The following is a 16,634-nucleotide window of genomic DNA, read 5'->3' as shown; positions in this document are numbered from 1 at the left end:
ATTTCTTGCGACAGTGATAATTAATCGGCACGATACTTCTTAGCTGCGCTCAGGTGTCTTAGGTGGTAAAAAACCAACCTAAAACAAATCCGTCTTCAACATGGTCTTCAAAATATTCGATTGTACATCGAAATTATTGAGGTGGTTCAGGAAATTGATATCTGATATTTTACCGTAACTATCTTCCAATAAATTAACAACTTCATTCGGAATGGCTGTTTTTAAAACCGCAGCGTTACTCTTTAATTTATCGTTTTTATATTGCAATTCCTGTACAATCCGCTCCCGTTTAAGATTTATCCAATACCTTTTCGGCATCGTCCGAAATGATGATATCGCTTTTGTGTTTTTTGGGATAGTTAAACAATAAGGACGTTAATACTGGTATGATGAAAATGGCAACCGTAAAAATTGAAACAAAGAGATCTGTTTTTTCGCCTTCAATAGCATGCGAAATTGGCGATTCAGGATAGAAATGCGTGACTAACGATGAGGTAAGTTTAATACCTAAAACACCTATTACGATGAATGCTACCGTTTCTAAAAAGGTAAATTTTTCCATCAGTTTTACAAAGGCCTGTGCCACAAAACGCATAGCCAAAATCCCGATAAAAACACCGATATAGATTAACCAGATATGATCGGTAAAAGCTACCGCAGCAAAAACATTATCAATAGAGAAAGCTAAATCCATTACCTCTACCAAAGCAACTGTAGCCCAAAAAGTACCTATCAAACCAACGGTAGATTTGTAAATCCAACTTTTGCTTTTATCTACTTCCTCTTCTTCCTCGTTCTTTTTACTGTTCTTTTTTCTAAAATAATCGAAAGCCAGGTATAACAGATACAAGCCGCCAAGTGGTTTTAGCCACCAGATTTTAACCAACCATGCTGCCAGGAACAAACAGATCCCTCTAAATATATAGGCACCAATAATACCATATTTTAAGGCTTTTTCTCTTTGCGATTTTGGCAGATCCATTACCATAGTTGCCAAAACAGCAGCATTGTCTACCGAAAGCAAACTTTCGATCACAATTAAATTTAAAATAATTAATAATCCGGCCTGTATATCGTCACCTAAAATCGTGTGCAAAAAATCCATCGAGCGAGTATGTGTGTTAAATTAAAGTTTTAGTTGATAGCAAAGAAACAAAATTTTATCAATCTTGATACTTCAATCTTTTTTATTTATTGAATCGTTTTATTGATTAGATGCTTAATCAATAAAACTACTACGTAATAGGATTGAAATTTTATTTGTTGATCTCCAATTGATAAATATTGCCTTTTTCTCCTGCCAGAATAATCTGTTTACCTTTTTTGGCTTTTTGAACAGCATTAAAACTTTTATCGGAAATATGTTTCCAGTTTTGTCCGCCATCAGTAGAAATATCCGTGCCTGAAGTACCCGTGGCAATTAAGGTTTTATCATTAATATAGGTTACGCCCGATCGGAAGCCTAAAACTGGGGTAGCTGGCTTTTGCCAGGTTTTGCCGCCATCATAGGTTAAAAGAATATTATTGGTATTTTCTTTATCCTTTACATAGTTTCCGCCAACAGTTACACCATTTTTTTCATTCAAAAAATCGATAGAGAAAGGACCAGTACTCCCCTCGCCTTGCAAAATCGGGCATTTAAATACCTGCCAGGTTTGCCCATAATCCGGAGAAAAGTAAATGTTAGATACTGTTCCGCCTGATGCAATCCAGGTTTTGCCACCAGGTAATGTTTTAATGGTTGTACCACTGGCCGCAAAACTAGCTTCGCCTTTGGTTAATTTAGTTTTGAGGTTTGCAGAAATATCCTGCCAGCTTTTACCTGCATCAACCGTTTTAAGCAACTGCATTTTATCATTTATGGGATCGCCGAAAATGAGTCCTTTATTTTTATCCCAAAAGCTTAGCCCATCTAAAAATATAGCTGAATCTACATTTTTATAGTTTTCTGTCCAGGTTTCGCCCCCATCAATGGTTTTCAGGATATAGGCCGGCGAGGCAATACCCACAATAATAGCCTGTTTGTCGTCGAACGCTTCAATATCCCTGAAGTCAATTTTTTCGTACCCTTTTGGTTTTAACCATTTCCAGGTTACACCACCATCAGTAGTTTTACCTACCAATCCATTACTACCACTTACCCAGCTCACCTGATCTGATACTACGCTTAATCCGCGTAAACTGGTTTTGGTATTCTCATTTAAGGGCTTAAAGGAATACGATTGCGCAGCGCAAAAAAAAGGTGCCAATAAAAGGCACCATAAAATTTTCTTCATCTAATTGATTATTTTACCCGTCTAAAAGTTTCTGATCGTCCTAATAGTGAAATACCTACATAACCACGAACATTTAACACATCGGCGCTTTTTAAAGTCATGTTACAGCTATAGGTTTTACCACTTTTGGGATCGTAAATCGTTCCATCAGTCCACTTGCCATCATCATAAACAAAATCTTTTAATATTTCGAGATTTAACAAAGCACGTTTCTGTAGATTGGCATCGGGGTTTTTAGCATCTAATTTAGGCTTACCATTTAGGTTTGGTTCCTTCATCCACGCTAATTTACCATAATATTTATCGCCTTTTTTATAAATTTCTATCTGGCCTTCACCAGATGGATTAAGCCATTTGCCTACAATAGCATCTTTGTTCTGTGCAAATGCAGAAAATGATACCGCTATAAAGAGCAGCATTAAAAATGGTAGCTTTCTCATATTTTTTATTTCTAGTTAGTTTTTAAAGATAATCATTACACCTTATATCGAAACACTAAATAAAGACAAAAAGTATGAGATTTTTTAAAAATTACAAAATTTACTTTGAAACGATAGGCAGATACTTTGCACGGTAAGCATAAAGTAAAAACAAATTAACCAACAACATTACTGCTCCCATTGGTATATCTTTTGGCTGCCCCAAAAATACACCGTATAGAAAAATATTTAAGGTAACAGGGAAAATAATGATTGATGCCAGGGGTGCTGTTCTACCGATCAATAACATCACACCACATATCAATTCAGTGATCTTGATTAAGGGAAAGAGATACACTGAGGCCATTATACCTGTCATAAAACTCGTTTGTGCGGCTGTCATTTCCGGTGCCTTTGGCATCATATTAAGAAAATAACTTACAGAAGCAAAAAGGTACATGGCGGCTAGAAGCACGCGCACAATAATAACTGCAATTTTCATATTAGATTGGTTTTAGTTTCTATATTTAAAAATAATAAAAGTTTTTAATTAGTCATTAGTGCAATAGCATCTCTATCCCGCAACAATGCATCAAACAATGAGCTATTGACTAAAGACTCATGCTTTTGGGCGCTGAACTTCAGACTCCAAACTATTTCTTATTATAATCGTAATTCACCATCCACTGGATGCCGAATTTATCGGTAGCCATACCAAAAAGTGCGCCCCAGAACATTTTTTCTAAAGCCATGGTTACTTTTCCACCAGCAGAAAGATTATTAAAAAGTGTGTTTGCCTCTTCTTCGCTTCCCGCATCAACCGATAGTGAGATTCCGGTACCGAACGTAGATGCAGGCATTGGATCGGTAATATCTGTACCCATGAGTACATTGCCACCGATTGGCAAGGCCACGTGCATAATTTTCTCCTGGTCGCCTACTGCCATACCTTCACACCCAGGTGAGTCTTTAAAACGTTGTAATACGGCAAAATCGCCCCCAAAAACAGATTTATAAAAGTTAAATGCTTCTTCGGTATTACCGTTAAAATTTAAATAAGTGTTAAGTGTTGCCATTGTTTTGTTGTTTTTATCCCTTTAGGGCTGTTTATTATTATTTGTTTTTATGTTCTTGTTATGTACGGTCGTCACCCTGAACTTGTTTTAGGATCTATTCTGCTAAGATGCTGAAACAGGTTCAGCAAGAGGTTACAAAGGCATTTTCGTCAACTTTATATCCATCCATGGTACCCAGTTTTTGCCGTCAAATTGTTCCCATGTTCCTTCAATGGTATTGGCTTTAAAATTACCTTTAAATCTTTCCCTATCGGCAAATATTAAAATGATATCATCATAAATTTTAAGGGTAGATATTGAAATATTACCTTCATTATCGAAAGATTGCGACCTAAAAACATCTTCCATATCATCATAATGTGTAATTTCTAACGATCTGACCACTTTATCGCGGAACACAACATCTACCTGGTGTGTTAAGAAAAACCCACCATCCACCCACGTGTAGGTATCAGTCCCGGTAATTACATCACCAGATTTTGTTAAACCTTCTGTTTTCCATTTACCGATATAAGGATTTAATAAATTAAGCCTGTTGTTTCTCATAAATTTAGTTAAAATCAATTGATATCTAGTTCGCTGTAAATATTTTTCAATTGATGTACATGCCTTTGCGTATGGTAAATCACGAAATAAATTGCCTCCAGTCGGGTTAAAAAGCCATATCCAGGTAACTCATAAGCGGTACATGTTTTAGTTAAATCTAAGCCCCTTGCCGCTTCTGATATCCCCGCTCTGATCTGCTTTAATTTTTTTAATAATTCAGGCTGGCTATATGCCCCATCTTCAGGGTAAATCTCTTTAGGAGAATTATACTTCACATCGAAATTCAAAAAATCTTTTCTAATTTCTTTTACCATTAAATCTGCAGGTTTATCCGTTTCGGTTACCGGCCCATTAATTACTTCCAGGAAGCCCGAATTCGACAAAACCAAGTGCTTAACCAATTGTCCTGCAGTCCAGCTCCCTTCAAAAGGCACCTCATTAATCTGTGGGGCATTAAATCTTGAAAACTCATGTTCCAATGCCGACAAGGTCTCATCGGCTTCTCTAATTATTTTCTCCATGGCTTACATATAATTCATTCCAGGATAGTTTAATAATCTGCGCCACAAGGCAATTTGCCCAATGCAATTGGCTTCCCGGTAACTACTAAAGCTGATCATTTCAAACAGTGTGATTTCCATTCCGGGAATACTGAGCTTCTCTTCCAGTTTCTCGTCGGGAGCCTGGGTCAAAGCTTCCTGTAGTTTTGGAGAAATTTCTTTCCAATCTTTAATGAAATCTTCAAGAGACGGGTAAGTGGCATCATCAATAATACCTTTGTTGCTGGCAAAAAGTTCGTCGGTTACAGATGGGAGGTCGATGCCGAATGATTTAGCTAAAAAATAGCGGCCATGTACAACACTACCTGTAATCCATGCAATATGGTTTGCTTTAGTATCTAATCTTTTTTGGGCGTCCTTTTGGTCTATGCCAGCTAAAGCCCTTAACAAAAAATCTGTCTGCATTTCGTATAGTACTATAAAGCCATACATCCTGCTACTTGTTGGTGTGGTTTTCATATCGTTATCAATTAGGTAATTTAACTTGAATAAAGTTAGTTGTTAATTCAAATGAACACCCTTGCCGTAAAAGTCAATCTTAAGGGGCATTTCAGACAATTTTTATATATTTACGATACCTTAATTTTAACCAAATGATACAAGTAGGTGTTTTATTGCCCCAAAATTTCAGATTATTAAGCATAGCCGCTATTTTAGATGTATTTGATACTGTTAATGGTTTTTACAGAAAAGATGGGCTTGAAATGCCATTTAACATTAGTTTAATTACCCTCGACGATAAAAATTATAATTTTAGTCCCCATCCCTGTGTTCCTTTGCAAAAAGCCGGGCAGTTTGAACTTATTTTAGTTCCTTCATTTGCAACTAACGATATTAAAGACTGCATCGGAGCCAACAGCGGCTACATCCCATGGTTAAGCAAACAGCATGCAGCAGGAGCCGAAATTGCTACTTTTTGTACAGGGGCTTTTTTACTTGCAGCATCAGGACTGTTGGATGGTAAAGCTGCCACCACACATGTTGATGCCTGTTCTGCCTTTTCTTCTGCATTCCCCTTGGTTCATTTAAAGGCAGATAAAACGGTAACTCAGGATGGCAAGTTATTTACAAGTGGTGGTGCAACCTCTACCTTTCATTTATTGTTGCACCTTTTACAGCTTCATTGCGGGAAAGATATGGCCGTTAAAGTGGCTAAAATTTTTGCAATAGATATGGACCGCGTAAACCAGTTATACTTTAGTACTTTCCAGCCTATCCGTCATCACAATGATGATATTGTTGCCTCTGCGCAAGAAAAAATTGAAAATAATTATCAGGATGTGGCCACCATTGAAGAGATGATCAAAGATATTCCTTCCAGTAGAAGAAATATTGTGCGGCGATTTAAACAGGTGATTGGTATTACCCCTATCGAGTATCTTCAACAAACCCGTATCGAAGCCGCTAAAAAGTTATTAGAGCAAACGGCCCAGCAAATGACAGAGGTCATTTATAACTCTGGCTACAATGATCCAAAAGCATTTAGGAAAGTATTCAGAAAATCAGTTGGGATGACGCCGACTCAGTATAGAGACAAATTTCAGGCAAGGTAAATTTAAAATCGAGCACCTATAAATCTGTCACATCCTGCTAATTTAAAGACGTAAAAAATTTCAGGATATCCTCCTTATTTTTTTGAAGCGCAAAGCTAGTGGTTCTTGGTCAAATGCTGTCCCGCTTTTACTCCAAGTCCTTACTCATGCTTCGCTCCGGGCTTTCCGTGCAATCGGGGCTATAAATGCTCGTTATCAGCCCCAACAATCAAAAATCCTACTGCTTTGAGAAAGCCTGTTGATATTTCAATGGGGTTTTGCCTGTTATCTCCCTAAAATATTTATGGAAACTGGTAAAGTTATAAAATCCGCAGTCGTAGCAGATTTCTTTTACGGTTAGATCATTTTCGATCAATAATTTACAGGCTTGCCCTACCCTAATCTCGTTCAGAAACTGCGTATATGTTTTTCTACTTTTAGTTTTAAAGAATTTACAAAACGAATTAGGACTAATTTTAGCAACCGCCGCAATTTCTTTTAGTTCTATTTTATTTTTGTAGTTATTGATGGTATAATTATAAATAGATTGGATTCTATCTTTTTCGTTCTCTAAAAAATTTGGTTTAAACCCTAACGAAACCAATATGTTTTTTTCTTCGCAATTGGCTATTTCTGTTAATACTTCAAGTATTTTTATAATCCTCATCGTACCAGTTGCCTCAATAATCTGCGGCATCAAACTGGCTATTTTCTCTTTCGAGATTCCTTGTAGCTGAATTCCCTGCTGCGATTGCAGCAACACTTTTTTGATCTCCTGATTTTCAGGAAGATCGAAAAATCCTGTACCCAAAAAATCCTCTTTAAAATGAATCACATAAACATCAACCGGTTCACCTGCTTTTTCATCAAAAAATTCAGGGTCGAAGCGCCAGTAATGAGGCAAATTGCTTCCCAGTAAAACAACATCGCCATCCTTAAAATCCTTAATACTATCGCCAATAAACTGCGTTCCTCTACCTTTTTTAACGTAGATTAATTCTAATGCAGAGTGGTAATGCCAGCGGTTGTTTATATCGGGCATAATATCTCTTCGAGCGCTAAAAGAATCTACCGAATTGGTAGATACATTAAGTAAATGCGGTTTCATAAAATCTCAAAAAATCAATCTAATATGCAAAATTATTTTGCAATGAAAAAAATTGAGCCAATATCATTTAATAATTAGGTAATAAAGCTAAATTTTTATTAACGCTTAACGGTTTAATTTGTAACGCAACAACTAGCCAAAAACATTTTATGAAAGTTGGATTATTTGCCATCCATGTTAGATGATTACTAGTATTAAAAATACAGCCAGGGATATGGAGCATTCATCACCGGACCATCTAAAACAGCCGATATCGAACTATTATTGGTAATCGGTGCCCAAGGTGCCAGATGTTTAACTATTTTTATTTTAGCAGAACCTACATAAACCATTTATAACCAAACAAACATGAGCCAAATTACACCTCCGAGCTTTAAAGTATCCGATCCACCAAAAAATGGCAAAGGATATCTATTCCCGTTAATTTTAGTCACCAGCTTATTTTTCTTCTGGGGCTTTGTCCATAATCTCGATCCTATATTGATTCCGCATTTGCGCAAAGCTTTTCAACTAAATGTTTTCGAATCTACCTTGGTCGATTCGTCTGTTTTTATCGCCTATTTTTTATTGGCACTACCTGCAGGCTACATTATGCGCAAGTACGGTTATAAAAGCGGTATCATATTGGGCCTTGTTTTATTCGCCGCAGGCTGTTTATTATTTATACCGGCAGCCAATACCGCACAGTATATATTCTTTTTAGGCGCTCTTTTTATTATTGCCTGTGGTTTAACCTTCCTGGAAACCGCGGCTAATCCTTATGTTACCGTACTAGGACCTCCAGAAACAGCCACGCAGCGTTTAAATTTCTCTCAATCATTTAATGGTTTCGCTGCTTTCTTAGCCCCGGTAATCGGTGGTAAATTTATTTTTACCGAAGTAAAATATACCGATACTCAATTGGCGAAAATGTTGCCTTTAGAAAAACAGGCTTACATGCTCGAAGAAGCCTCAACCGTAAAAGCGCCTTATTTAATTTTGGGTATACTGATTATTGTGGTAGCCATCCTGTTTATTTTCACCAAACTGCCCGATATTAAGGAAGAAGAAAATGCCCAAGAAAAAAGCAGTTTTGGTCATGTATTAGGCCATAGCCATTTACGCTGGGCCATTATCGGTCAGTTTTTTTATGTAGGTGCACAGGTTTGCGTATTGAGTTTATTTATCAGTTTCGTTACCTCATCGGCAAGTATTAGTCAGGATGAAGCAAAATGGTACGCTGGTGCGGCAGGTTTGGCTTTTATGGGTGGAAGATTTATCGGTACAGTGTTCATGAGGTTTATAGCTCCACATAAATTGTTGATGCTTTATGCATTAATCAGTGCTGTACTTACCCTCATATCTATTTTTGCAAGTGGCATGATTACCGTTTACGCTTTAATCGGTGTCGCCTTTTTTATGTCGATCATGTTCCCAACCATATTCTCATTGGGTATAGCAGGTTTGGGTAAGGATACAAAACTGGGCTCATCATTAATTGTAATGTCTATTGTTGGTGGTGCTTTTTTACCACCGGTTTTAGGTTTAATATCAGATGCAACACACAATATACAATACGGATATTTGGTACCATTTGCATGCTTTTTAGTGGTATTTTACTTTGGGTGGAAAGGGTGGAAACCCAATCATATTGAAAAAGAAATAAGTTTAGAAGTATAAATTGACAATGAAAAAATTAGTCATCAAGATTAACAATGCTGATAACGTTTTAGTTGCGTTACAAGATTTGCCAGCAGGCACTCCAATACTGCACGAGGGAAATACTTACGTTACTGTTGATGAAATCCCAGCTAAGCATAAATTTTTTATGCGGGACATGAAAGCAGGCGATGAAGTAGTGATGTATGGCGTTTTGGTGGGAAAGGTGCAGTTTGATGTAAAAGCAGGCATGCGGATGAACGTAGATAATACCAAACATGCCGCAGAGCCATTTGCTTATCGCAATGTTAATTACAAATGGGAAGCACCAGATGTAAGTAAATATGCCAACCGCAGTTTTAATGGCTATCACCGTAAAAATGGTGCAGTAGGTACCGCAAACTATTGGTTGTTTATCCCGACTGTATTTTGCGAAAACAGAAATCTGGATATCATTAAAGAATCGCTTTATAGTGAGTTGGGTTATGCGGTAGATGCTAAATATAAATCTTACACCCACAAACTGGTTCAGGCCTTTGAAAAGGGTGAAGACATTAATAATATTAGCTTTGAACCTAAAGTAGATAAAGCCAGCCGTACCTTTAAAAATGTGGATGGGATTAAATTCCTTACGCATAATGGCGGTTGTGGCGGAACTCGCCAGGATGCAGATACGCTGAGCAAATTATTGGCAGCCTATGCCCACCACCCCAATGTGGCCGGTATAACGGTATTAAGTTTGGGCTGTCAGCATTTGCAGGTAGCAGATTTTAAACGTGATCTATTTGCACTTGATCCTGATTTTGATAAACCACTTTTAATTTTCGAGCAGCAAAAAGCCCAAAGCGAAGAGCAATTGATCCAAAATTCAATCCGCAGTACTTTTGAAGGATTGATGTTCATTAATAAACAAGAGCGTAAAGCAGCACCGCTAAGCCAAATGTGTGTGGGTGTAAAATGTGGCGGAAGCGATGGTTTTAGTGGCATTTCAGCAAATCCTGCGGTTGGTTATTGTGCTGATTTATTGGTAGCATTAGGTGCCAAGGTTTTGTTGGCAGAGTTCCCCGAACTTTGTGGTGTAGAGCAAGAAATGATTGATAGATCTGTTGATCAATCAACTGCCGAAAAGTTTATCCGCTTAATGACTGAATATGATGATCTGGCGCACAAAGTTGGCTCTGGCTTTTATATGAATCCTTCTCCGGGCAACATTAAGGATGGTTTAATTACCGATGCTATAAAATCTGCCGGTGCTGCACGTAAAGCAGGCTCCTCTCCTGTTGTAGATGTTTTAGATTATACCGAACCTGCTACTAAACCAGGCTTAAGCTTGGTATGTACACCAGGGAACGATGTAGAAGCAACCACAGGCAAAGCTGCTGCCGGCGCAACCTTAATTTTATTTACTACCGGTTTAGGCACGCCAACCGGAAACCCGGTTTGCCCCACCATTAAAGTGGCCACCAATTCAATTCTGGCACAACGAATGAGTGATATTATCGATATCGATACAGGAGCGGTAATTAATGGCGAAAAAACAATTAACGAAATGGGTGAGGATATATTGGAATACTGTATTAAAGTAGCCAGCGGCGAAGAAATCCCCAAAGCTGTACAACTTAACCAGGATGACTTTATTCCATGGAAAAGAGGGGTTAGCCTGTAATTGCATACATAGCGGATAGAAGATGTACTTATACTGCGTGTTCTCTGTGAAAACGATGCGTTCTCTGTGGTTCAAATAATAAAACAAAAATATTAACCAAATATGAATTTAAATTTAGACGGCAAAATAATCTTGGTGAGTGGTGGCGCAAAAGGCATTGGCGCGGCAATTGTTAAAGCCCTGGCCATTGAAAATGCTTTCCCTATCATTATTGGCCGTAATGAAAGCGATAACCTGAAAATGCTTCAGGAAATAACAGATTTAGGCTTAAAAGCTGATTATTTTACAGCAGAGCTTACTGTTCCTGATCACTGTAAAGCCATTATTGATGCCATACTGACCAAGTACGGCAGAATTGATGGTTTAGTGAATAATGCCGGGGTTAACGATGGTGTAGGCCTCGAGAGTGGCACTTACGAAGGTTTTATGGAATCGCTACATAAAAATGTAGTGCATTATTATCTTTTAGCCAAACATGCCCTGCCTTCGCTTAAACAAAGTAAGGGTTCTATTTTAAATATCGGTAGCAAGACTGCAGAAACCGGGCAAGGCGGAACATCTGGCTACGCGGCATCGAACGGCGCCAGAAATGCCTTAACCCGAGAATGGGCTGTAGAGTTACTACCTTATAGCATCCGCGTAAATGCCATTATTGTGGCCGAAGCCTGGACACCGCTCTACGAAAAATGGATTAACTCTTTTGAAGACCGTGATGCAAAACTCAAAAACATTACAGATAAAATCCCTTTTGAAAACAGAATGACCAGTGTGGATGAAATTGCCAATACGGCCGTATTCTTATTATCAGATAAATCTAGTCATACTACTGGCCAACTGATTCATGTAGATGGCGGTTATGTACACTTGGATAGGGCTTTGTTGTAAAACATGGCCTTGTCCATCGGTCTGTGGCCCCACAGACCGAAACGAAATTGCCTCCGTATTCAGAATGGTGAGGCGGGATATGAAAAAGCCGAAACAATCTATAATTACCTGAGTTCTACATTTAGTATCAATTATTTTTCATTTGTAACTTATTGTTTTAAAGGTATCCAAGCCTGCTCCGCAGGTGCTTCACTCCTACGCGCCCTTTCGTCAGTTCGCAATAACGAAATTAAGCCCAAAAAATCGTCCAAAATAACAGAAAGGCCATCCATTTTAATCCCATTTTAAGATGGGATGGTTACTTTTGTAGGATGCCAAAGATTGGAATAGCTGAAGACGACCCTAAAATTTCCGAACTTTTAAAGTCGGCACTCGAAGAAAACGATTATCAGGTACTTACCGTTGCCAACGGAACTGATGCGCTGGAGCTTTTCTTGGGACAAAACTTTAATCTTTTCATTATTGATGTGATGATGCCCGGCCTTAATGGCATACAGCTTTGTAAGCACATCAGGAAAAATACCGTACAAACGCCAATATTGATGCTTACCGCCATGGGTACCATAGATGACAAAGTTACGGGCCTAGAGGCTGGGGCAGATGATTATCTGGTAAAACCTTTCCACCTGAAAGAGCTCTTGGCAAGAGTTGCAGCACTTTTACGGAGGCAACCTACTGTTACTACCCAAACCGATAGCAAATTATATTTCGAAGATCTTGTGCTTGATACTTACAGTAAAGAAGTAAGCCGTGGAGGAAAAACCATCGAATTAAGCGCAAAAGAATTTATCCTGCTCGAACTGTTTATGCATAACCCCAATCGGTTACTCTCTCGGCAATTTATAGCTGAGCAAGCCTGGGATATCAGCTTCGAAACCGGAACCAATGTAATTGATGTGTATATTAATTTCCTGCGGAAAAAGATTGAAAAGGGTTTTGAACGGAAACTCATTCACACCAAAATCAATATGGGATATATCCTGAAGTAAATGAAAATAAAGGATCGCATAGCACTGTATTTTACGCTGATCAGCACTTCGATGCTCTTCGCCGTGCTCTGTACGGTGTATTTTACCTTTATGAAATTTTTGGAGGCCGATTTCTTCGAACGCCTAACCGACCGTACTATGGTTACCGCAAAACTGTACCTCGAAGCTGATGAAATTAGTCGGGATGCGTTAAACACCGTGCGCCATAAATACCTTCAAAAGTTAAATAGCGAAGTAATTCGTGTTTACGACAAAAAGGATAGGGCAACTTTCATCGGCGATACTGCGCAATACTGGACCTCAGCTACCATTGATGCAGTGCGCAAAAAAGGGCGATTAAAATATACCGACGGTCAGCGGCAGGTTGTGGGTATTTATTATAAAGATAACCAGGGCGATTTTGTAATCCTGGCTTCAGCCGACGACCAGGGCTCTCACAATAGGCTGGATAAACTACTGAAGATCATGATTTTTGTGTTTATCCTTATTTCGCTTATCGTATTGTTACTAAGCAGGTGGATTGCGCAGAAAATGCTAAAACCGCTGCAAAAGTTTATGCTCGAAGTGAAACAGGCCAGCGCTCAAAACATGGAATTTAGGGTGGAGGAAAATAATAACAAAGATGAAATCAACCTTATTGCCCAAAGTTTTAACCATTTAATGGAAGAGCTCGAACAGGCTTTTATTCTGCAAAAAACCTTTGTAGCCAATGCATCGCACGAACTTCGTACTCCTGTAACACGGATCATGATGACCGCCGAACTTGCCCTGTCAAAAGAAAGGGATCAGACTGCTTATCAAAAGGTGATTGCTTCGATGCTCGAGGATGCAGAAAAAATGGAACACATTATTACCGGATTAGTGGCCCTGGCAAAAATGGATCTCGACCTGATCAATTCGCAACTTGTTCCGATTAAACTTGATGATCTGCTTTCCAAAATTCAAACCGAATGGAAATCGCAGAAAAACCTCAATCTTAAAATTACTTATCAAAATCCTATTGATCCAAAACCTGAAATATTGGCCAATGCCATTTTATTACAGATTGCTTTGGATAATATCATTTCGAACGCTTTTAAATTTTCAGATAACCAACAGGTAAGCGTTGTTATTGAAGCAACTGAAAATGATTTACTCATTCACATTACCGACAATGGAATGGGTATCGCCACTGAGGAACAGGAAAATATTTTCAAACCCTTTTATACCCGGGCAAAAACGCATGGACATAAAGGTGAAGGAATGGGGCTTTATATGGCACAAAAAATTATCGGTTTGCTTAAAGGAGAAATAACCACAACCAACCCTAAACAAGGCGGTTGCACTTTTACGGTGAAGTTATCAAAGCTTTAGCAAATAATCCGTCCGCCTCCCCTGTTAACGCTCGTTTCTAACGAGCGTAATAGAATATCGTTTACAACGATGAAATCGTGTAACTATTTATGCGCTCGTTTGGAAACGAGCGCAAGCATGGAAATAACAATTCTATCTGCAACTTTAATCCCCTTTTAAGCCCCATTTAATCCGCTTTTAATTCGGTCGAGATAGTTTTGCCAGATGAAAAAAATATATGCGCTGATCATTTTCACTTTAACCTTAACAACCAGAGCAGCTTTAGCACAAACCGATACCCTAAGTTTAAACTTGAGTCAGGCAGAAAGCCTCTTCTTAAAAAATAATTTCGACCTCCTGGCAAGTAATTATGAGATCGATCGGGCAAAGGCCGAAATTATCACCGCCAAATTGTTTGAGAACCCTACCCTTGAGTACGAAAACCTTTTTTACAACCACGAAACAAAAAAGTTCCTGCAAACCTCTTATGCCCATGGCCAATATGCCGGATCAATTTCGCAGCTGTTTAAACTGGCAGGCAAGCGTAATAAAAACATCAAACTGGCCCAAACCGGGGTTAAACTAGCAGAATACGAATATCTTGATCTGCTAAGGACACTGAAATTCGAGCTAGCTAATACCTTTTACAAAACCTATTTCGCGGCGCAATCGGTTAAAGTTTACCAGGAACAGATCCATTCTACCGATCAGTTATTAAAAGCTTACGATCTCCAGTTAAAAATGGGCAATGTTGCCACAAAGGATGTGATCAGGATCAAATCATTATTGATCAACCTCAAAGCCGAGCAGGCCGGACTATTGAATGAGCTGGAAGACAACTATAAAGACTTAAAATTGCTCTGCGGTATTAATGCAGGAACTTCCATATCATTGGAATTAGATCAGGCAACTCCATTATCGCCTGATAAAATTCCTTACAGCATGCTGCTTGATTCGGCCAGAGCCAACCGTGCTGACCTTAAGCTGGCCAAAACCGACCTGCTTTATAACGAAAGTAATTTAAAGCTGCAAAAAGCAATGGCCATCCCCGATATAGAAATTGGACTGAGTTATGATCTCAAGGGCAATTATCCTGAAAAATATACCGGTTTAGGTCTAAAGATTCCCATTCCCCTCTTCTCCAGAAACCAGGGTGAAATAAAAAAAGCTCATATCGGTATTGCAGCAGCTGATCTAAATATCAAAAAACAGGAAGCCTTGCTCGAGAATGAAGTATTTAACAGTTACAAAACCGCTTTACGCAACGAAAAATTATACGCAGAGATTGATCCGGTCTTTAGTACCGATTTTAACACACTCATTTCAAGTCTAATCAAAAATTTCAAGGCAAGAAACATCAGTCTGATCGAATTTTTAGACCTCTACGATGCCTACAAAGAAAACACGCTGCAACTGAACAAACTCCAGTTCGAAAGAATGAGTACCCGTGCTGAACTCAATTATGTAACCGGTTCTAATATTTTTAAATAAATCTTATGCAAAATCTCTATAAAAACACTTTAATTATTGTGTCAATCAGTTTGTTCTTTGCTTGTACCGAACACAAAACAGTTGCACCTCATGATAAATTTGCCATCACCGATTCACTGATCAGCCGCTTGCTGATCGATACGGTGCAACAGGCTAACAGCAAGACCGAGCTCATGTTTTCGGCCAAAATTGCCGCAAATGAAGAGCGCCGTTCTGAACTTTTCCCAATGGTAAGCGGAACGGTAAACAGTGTTAAGGTCCGATTGGGTGACCAGGTTTCGAGCGGACAGACATTGGCAACCCTTAACAGTTCTGAAATGGCTGGTTTTGATAAGGAAGTTATTGCAGCCAATGCAGAGCTTAAAAATGCAGAGCGATCTGTAAAACAGGCTGAGCAACTTTTTCAGAGCGGTTTATCATCTGCAAAAGAATTGGAAGAAGCCAAAAACGATTACCAGGTCAAAAAAGCAGAAGCAAAAAGGGCCAGCTCTGTATTAAAACTTAATGGAGGCAGCAGTGCAGGATTATATGCTATTAAATCTCCTATCAATGGTTTTGTGATCGAAAAAAATGTTACCCAGAACATGCATTTGCGTGGCGATAACGACAAAAGCCTTTTCACCATTGCCGATCTCGCTAATGTTTGGGCAATGATTAATATTTACGAATCAGATATTTCACGTGTAAATGCCGGCGATGAAGTCAGTCTATCAACCCTCTCCTATCCCGATAAAATTTTTAGCGGTAAAATAGAGAAACTTTACAATCAGGTAGATCAAGACAGTAAGGTAATAAATGCACGTGTGGTTATCCAAAATCCAGGTTTTTTATTAAAACCAGGTATGCTTGGAACGGTAAAGGTTTCGGCAAATTCGGCCGTAAATCTCCCCACTTTAAACTCAAGGGCCATAATTTTCGATGAAAACAAAAATTACGTACTCGTTCTTGGTCAAGATCATAAAATAAGAATTCAGGAAATCGAAATTGGCCGTAAAACTGCCGATAAAGCCTACATCAGCAAAGGCGTAAATGCCGGCGATCAAGTTATCGCATCTAAACAGGTTTTCTTATTCGAAAGCCTAAAAACGCAATAAATTCTTCTCATCCCTTAGATTA

The 16,634-nt window shown here is 38.6% G+C and carries 18 protein-coding genes and 1 pseudogene; 9 read left to right on the top strand and 10 right to left on the bottom strand.

Annotation, left to right across the window (positions count from 1 at the left end):
- Positions 1-78 precede the first annotated feature (78 nt).
- From FHT21_RS05250 to FHT21_RS05210, 9 genes are all read right to left on the bottom strand, one after another.
- A complete protein-coding gene (locus FHT21_RS05250; RefSeq protein WP_190328153.1) occupies positions 79-318 on the bottom strand; it encodes a hypothetical protein in 240 nt (79 codons plus the stop codon).
- Positions 290-1,105: a DUF475 domain-containing protein gene (locus FHT21_RS05245; RefSeq protein ID WP_167293692.1), complete on the bottom strand. Its 816-nt coding sequence runs from the start codon at positions 1,103-1,105 to the stop codon at positions 290-292. The genes FHT21_RS05250 and FHT21_RS05245 overlap by 29 nt, the downstream gene beginning before the upstream one ends.
- A gap of 151 nt (positions 1,106-1,256) precedes the next feature.
- Positions 1,257-2,276 carry a YCF48-related protein gene (locus FHT21_RS05240; RefSeq protein WP_167293691.1) on the bottom strand — a complete coding sequence of 340 codons (1,020 nt, stop codon included), beginning with the start codon at positions 2,274-2,276 and terminating at the stop codon, positions 1,257-1,259.
- An 8-nt stretch (positions 2,277-2,284) separates the two neighbouring features.
- Entirely contained in the window at positions 2,285-2,716 is a 432-nt protein-coding gene (locus FHT21_RS05235) for a DUF2147 domain-containing protein (protein WP_167293690.1), read from the bottom strand.
- 100 nt (positions 2,717-2,816) lie between these two features.
- Positions 2,817-3,197: a DoxX family membrane protein gene (locus FHT21_RS05230; RefSeq protein WP_167293689.1), complete on the bottom strand. Its 381-nt coding sequence runs from the start codon at positions 3,195-3,197 to the stop codon at positions 2,817-2,819.
- A gap of 151 nt (positions 3,198-3,348) precedes the next feature.
- Positions 3,349-3,771 (bottom strand): VOC family protein, encoded by a 423-nt coding sequence (locus FHT21_RS05225; protein ID WP_167293688.1) that lies wholly within the window; start codon positions 3,769-3,771, stop codon positions 3,349-3,351.
- A 132-nt stretch (positions 3,772-3,903) separates the two neighbouring features.
- Complete coding sequence (locus FHT21_RS05220; protein WP_167293687.1) at positions 3,904-4,317, bottom strand: hypothetical protein; 414 nt, start codon at positions 4,315-4,317, stop codon at positions 3,904-3,906.
- A gap of 14 nt (positions 4,318-4,331) precedes the next feature.
- On the bottom strand, positions 4,332-4,838 hold the full coding sequence (locus FHT21_RS05215; RefSeq protein WP_167293686.1) for a DinB family protein: 507 nt from the start codon (positions 4,836-4,838) through the stop codon (positions 4,332-4,334).
- Between the two features lie 3 nt (positions 4,839-4,841).
- Positions 4,842-5,336 carry a DinB family protein gene (locus FHT21_RS05210; protein ID WP_167293685.1) on the bottom strand — a complete coding sequence of 165 codons (495 nt, stop codon included), beginning with the start codon at positions 5,334-5,336 and terminating at the stop codon, positions 4,842-4,844.
- A 134-nt stretch (positions 5,337-5,470) separates the two neighbouring features.
- Between FHT21_RS05210 and FHT21_RS05205 the strand changes: the two genes are divergently transcribed.
- A complete protein-coding gene (locus FHT21_RS05205; RefSeq protein WP_167293684.1) occupies positions 5,471-6,430 on the top strand; it encodes a helix-turn-helix domain-containing protein in 960 nt (319 codons plus the stop codon).
- A gap of 217 nt (positions 6,431-6,647) precedes the next feature.
- Here the strand turns inward: FHT21_RS05205 and FHT21_RS05200 are convergent, their stop codons facing one another.
- Entirely contained in the window at positions 6,648-7,517 is an 870-nt protein-coding gene (locus tag FHT21_RS05200) for a helix-turn-helix domain-containing protein (RefSeq protein ID WP_167293683.1), read from the bottom strand.
- Positions 7,518-7,736: 219 nt separating this feature from the next.
- On the opposite strand from FHT21_RS05200, the pseudogene FHT21_RS25110 reads away from it, so the two are divergent.
- The 8 genes and pseudogenes from FHT21_RS25110 to FHT21_RS05165 form a co-directional block, all read left to right on the top strand.
- Positions 7,737-7,844 (top strand): annotated as a pseudogene (locus FHT21_RS25110) (lactate utilization protein B/C); the annotation flags it as partial.
- Positions 7,845-7,865: 21 nt separating this feature from the next.
- Positions 7,866-9,176 (top strand): L-fucose:H+ symporter permease, encoded by a 1,311-nt coding sequence (fucP, locus tag FHT21_RS05195; protein WP_167293682.1) that lies wholly within the window; start codon positions 7,866-7,868, stop codon positions 9,174-9,176.
- Positions 9,177-9,183: 7 nt separating this feature from the next.
- Positions 9,184-10,821, top strand: a complete 1,638-nt coding sequence (locus FHT21_RS05190) for an altronate dehydratase family protein (protein WP_167293681.1) — start codon at positions 9,184-9,186, stop codon at positions 10,819-10,821.
- Positions 10,822-10,923: 102 nt separating this feature from the next.
- Entirely contained in the window at positions 10,924-11,706 is a 783-nt protein-coding gene (locus FHT21_RS05185; protein WP_167293680.1) for an SDR family oxidoreductase, read from the top strand.
- A 311-nt stretch (positions 11,707-12,017) separates the two neighbouring features.
- The gene (locus FHT21_RS05180) at positions 12,018-12,695 is read left to right on the top strand and encodes a response regulator transcription factor (RefSeq protein WP_167293679.1); all 678 of its coding nucleotides are present in this window, start codon (positions 12,018-12,020) and stop codon (positions 12,693-12,695) included.
- Positions 12,696-14,048, top strand: coding sequence for a HAMP domain-containing sensor histidine kinase (locus FHT21_RS05175; RefSeq protein ID WP_167293678.1), 1,353 nt, complete (start codon positions 12,696-12,698; stop codon positions 14,046-14,048).
- Between the two features lie 204 nt (positions 14,049-14,252).
- A complete protein-coding gene (locus FHT21_RS05170; protein WP_167293677.1) occupies positions 14,253-15,518 on the top strand; it encodes a TolC family protein in 1,266 nt (421 codons plus the stop codon).
- A 5-nt stretch (positions 15,519-15,523) separates the two neighbouring features.
- Positions 15,524-16,612, top strand: coding sequence for an efflux RND transporter periplasmic adaptor subunit (locus FHT21_RS05165; RefSeq protein WP_167293676.1), 1,089 nt, complete (start codon positions 15,524-15,526; stop codon positions 16,610-16,612).
- Positions 16,613-16,634: the final 22 nt, after the last annotated feature.

It is taken from the genome of Pedobacter sp. SG908 (genome assembly GCF_011759615.1).
Lineage (GTDB): Bacteria > Bacteroidota > Bacteroidia > Sphingobacteriales > Sphingobacteriaceae > Pedobacter > Pedobacter riviphilus.
This window is presented reverse-complemented; position numbering and strand designations above follow the sequence as displayed.

What these genes read in the sequence shown, in the direction of transcription:
- FHT21_RS05245 (WP_167293692.1), bottom strand. Translation starts at nt 1,105, where the DNA reads ATGGATTTTTTGCACACGATTTTAGGTGACGATATACAGGCCGGATTA.
- FHT21_RS05220 (WP_167293687.1), bottom strand. Translation starts at nt 4,317, where the DNA reads ATGAGAAACAACAGGCTTAATTTATTAAATCCTTATATCGGTAAATGG.
- fucP (WP_167293682.1), top strand. Translation starts at nt 7,866, where the DNA reads ATGAGCCAAATTACACCTCCGAGCTTTAAAGTATCCGATCCACCAAAA.
- FHT21_RS05235 (WP_167293690.1), bottom strand. Translation starts at nt 2,716, where the DNA reads ATGAGAAAGCTACCATTTTTAATGCTGCTCTTTATAGCGGTATCATTT.
- FHT21_RS05175 (WP_167293678.1), top strand. Translation starts at nt 12,696, where the DNA reads ATGAAAATAAAGGATCGCATAGCACTGTATTTTACGCTGATCAGCACT.
- FHT21_RS05180 (WP_167293679.1), top strand. Translation starts at nt 12,018, where the DNA reads ATGCCAAAGATTGGAATAGCTGAAGACGACCCTAAAATTTCCGAACTT.
- FHT21_RS05190 (WP_167293681.1), top strand. Translation starts at nt 9,184, where the DNA reads ATGAAAAAATTAGTCATCAAGATTAACAATGCTGATAACGTTTTAGTT.
- FHT21_RS05250 (WP_190328153.1), bottom strand. Translation starts at nt 318, where the DNA reads ATGCCGAAAAGGTATTGGATAAATCTTAAACGGGAGCGGATTGTACAG.
- FHT21_RS05170 (WP_167293677.1), top strand. Translation starts at nt 14,253, where the DNA reads ATGAAAAAAATATATGCGCTGATCATTTTCACTTTAACCTTAACAACC.
- FHT21_RS05210 (WP_167293685.1), bottom strand. Translation starts at nt 5,336, where the DNA reads ATGAAAACCACACCAACAAGTAGCAGGATGTATGGCTTTATAGTACTA.
- FHT21_RS05205 (WP_167293684.1), top strand. Translation starts at nt 5,471, where the DNA reads ATGATACAAGTAGGTGTTTTATTGCCCCAAAATTTCAGATTATTAAGC.
- FHT21_RS05240 (WP_167293691.1), bottom strand. Translation starts at nt 2,276, where the DNA reads ATGAAGAAAATTTTATGGTGCCTTTTATTGGCACCTTTTTTTTGCGCT.
- FHT21_RS05215 (WP_167293686.1), bottom strand. Translation starts at nt 4,838, where the DNA reads ATGGAGAAAATAATTAGAGAAGCCGATGAGACCTTGTCGGCATTGGAA.
- FHT21_RS05225 (WP_167293688.1), bottom strand. Translation starts at nt 3,771, where the DNA reads ATGGCAACACTTAACACTTATTTAAATTTTAACGGTAATACCGAAGAA.
- FHT21_RS05200 (WP_167293683.1), bottom strand. Translation starts at nt 7,517, where the DNA reads ATGAAACCGCATTTACTTAATGTATCTACCAATTCGGTAGATTCTTTT.
- FHT21_RS05165 (WP_167293676.1), top strand. Translation starts at nt 15,524, where the DNA reads ATGCAAAATCTCTATAAAAACACTTTAATTATTGTGTCAATCAGTTTG.
- FHT21_RS05185 (WP_167293680.1), top strand. Translation starts at nt 10,924, where the DNA reads ATGAATTTAAATTTAGACGGCAAAATAATCTTGGTGAGTGGTGGCGCA.
- FHT21_RS05230 (WP_167293689.1), bottom strand. Translation starts at nt 3,197, where the DNA reads ATGAAAATTGCAGTTATTATTGTGCGCGTGCTTCTAGCCGCCATGTAC.